Raw genomic sequence first — 1,933 nt, forward strand, 5'->3', positions numbered from 1 at the left:
ATCTTCACGTCGGCGACAGGCTGAAGCTCGGCAGCGCCGTTTTCGAGCTGCGGGCGAGGCTGGTCAGCGAGCCGGACGCTGTGTCGGACGGTTTCGGCTTCGCGCCGCGGCTGATGATGTCGCGCGAGGGCCTCGCCGCATCCGGCCTGGTGCAGCCCGGCAGCCTGGTCGAGAATGCCTATAAGGTAAGGCTGCCGGAAGGGACTTCCGAGGCGCGGATCAAGGAAATCCAGGCTAAAGCCGCGAAGGATTTCCCGCAGGCCGGCTGGTCGATCCGCACGCGCAGCAACGCGGCGCCGGCGCTGTCGGCCAATATCGAGCGCTTCTCGCAATTCCTGACGCTGGTCGGGCTGACGGCGCTGGTGGTCGGCGGCGTCGGCGTGGCGAATGCCGTGCGCGCCTATCTCGACGGCAAGCGGGGCGTCATTGCAACCTTCAAGAGCCTCGGCGCCTCGGGCGGCTTCGTGTTCACCGTCTATCTCGTGCAGATCCTGTTGATCGCGGGCTTGGGCATCGTGCTTGGGCTGATACTGGGCGCCGCGATGCCCTTCGTGGCGAGCGCGCTTCTGCAGTCGGTCATCCCGGTGCCGGCGCAAGGCGGCTTCTATCCTGGCGCGCTTGCCATGGCGGCGCTGTTCGGCCTGCTGGTGACGCTGGCCTTCGCGCTCCTGCCGCTCGGCCGCGCCCGCGACGTGCCGGCGACGGCGCTGTTTCGCGAGATGGGGTTCGAGAGCCGCGGCCTGCCGCGCCTGCCCTATACGGGTGCTGCGCTGGCGATCGTCGTCGCGCTGGCGGCGCTGGCGATCCTCTCGGCCAATGACTACCGCATCGCCTCGATCTTCGTCGGCGCCACGGTCTTTGCCTTCCTGGTGCTGCGGCTGGTGGCGGTGCTGGTCCAATGGGCCGCGAAGAAGAGCCCGCGCGTGCGTTTCGTGTCGCTGCGGCTGGCGCTCGGAAATATCCACCGCCCCGGCGCGCTGACGCCCTCGGTGGTGCTGTCGCTCGGTCTCGGGCTGACGCTGCTGGTGACGCTGGCGCTGATCGACGGGAATCTCCGGCGGCAGATCTCCGGCAGCCTGCCGGAGCGGGCACCGAACTTCTTCTTCGTCGACATCCAGAGCAGCGACGTCGATGCCTTCGCCAACCTTGTCGGCAAGGAGTCGCCGCGGGGAACACTGGTCAAGGTGCCGATGCTGCGCGGCCGCATCATGGCGCTCAACGGCGTCGACGTCGACAAGGTGAAGATCCCGGCCGACGGCGCCTGGGTGCTGCGCGGCGACCGTGGCCTGACTTACGACGCCAGGCAGCCGGAGAACGCGACGCTGACCGAAGGTGCCTGGTGGCCGCAGGATTATTCCGGCGAGCCGCTGGTGTCGTTCTCGGCTGAGGAGGGCAAGGCGATCGGGCTGAAGCTCGGCGACAGCGTCACCGTCAATGTGCTGGGGCGCAACGTCACCGCGAAGATCGCCAATTTCCGCCAGGTTGAGTGGGAGACGATGGGCATCAACTTCGTCATGGTGTTCTCGCCAAACTCCTTTGCCGGGGCGCCGCATGGCTGGCTGGCGACGCTGACCGACAAACAAGCCTCCACGGCCGACGACGCAAGGCTGCTCAACGCCGTCACCCGCGCCTTCCCGGCGGTGACGACGGTGCGCGTCAAGGATGCGCTCGACATCGTCAACCGGCTGGTCGCGCAACTGGGGACGGCGATCCGCGCCGCCGCCGGCGTCGCGCTGATCGCCTCGGTGCTGGTGCTCTCGGGCGCCTTGGCCGCCGGCAACCGGGCGCGCATCCATGACGCCGTGGTGCTGAAGACGCTTGGCGCGACGCGGCGGACGCTGATTGCCGCCTTCTCGCTCGAATATGTGCTGATCGGCCTTGCGACGGCGCTGTTCGCGCTGGCCGCCGGCGACATCGCCGCCTGGTTCGTGGT

At 68.4% G+C, this 1,933-nt stretch carries 1 protein-coding gene; it reads left to right on the forward strand.

The annotated features are described in order from the left end of the window. The coding region (locus EOA23_RS34225) for an ABC transporter permease (protein ID WP_145966595.1) at positions 1-1,933 on the forward strand (1,933 nt) is incomplete at both ends.

The organism is Mesorhizobium sp. M2A.F.Ca.ET.042.01.1.1, from assembly GCF_003997405.1.
Lineage (GTDB): Bacteria > Pseudomonadota > Alphaproteobacteria > Rhizobiales > Rhizobiaceae > Mesorhizobium.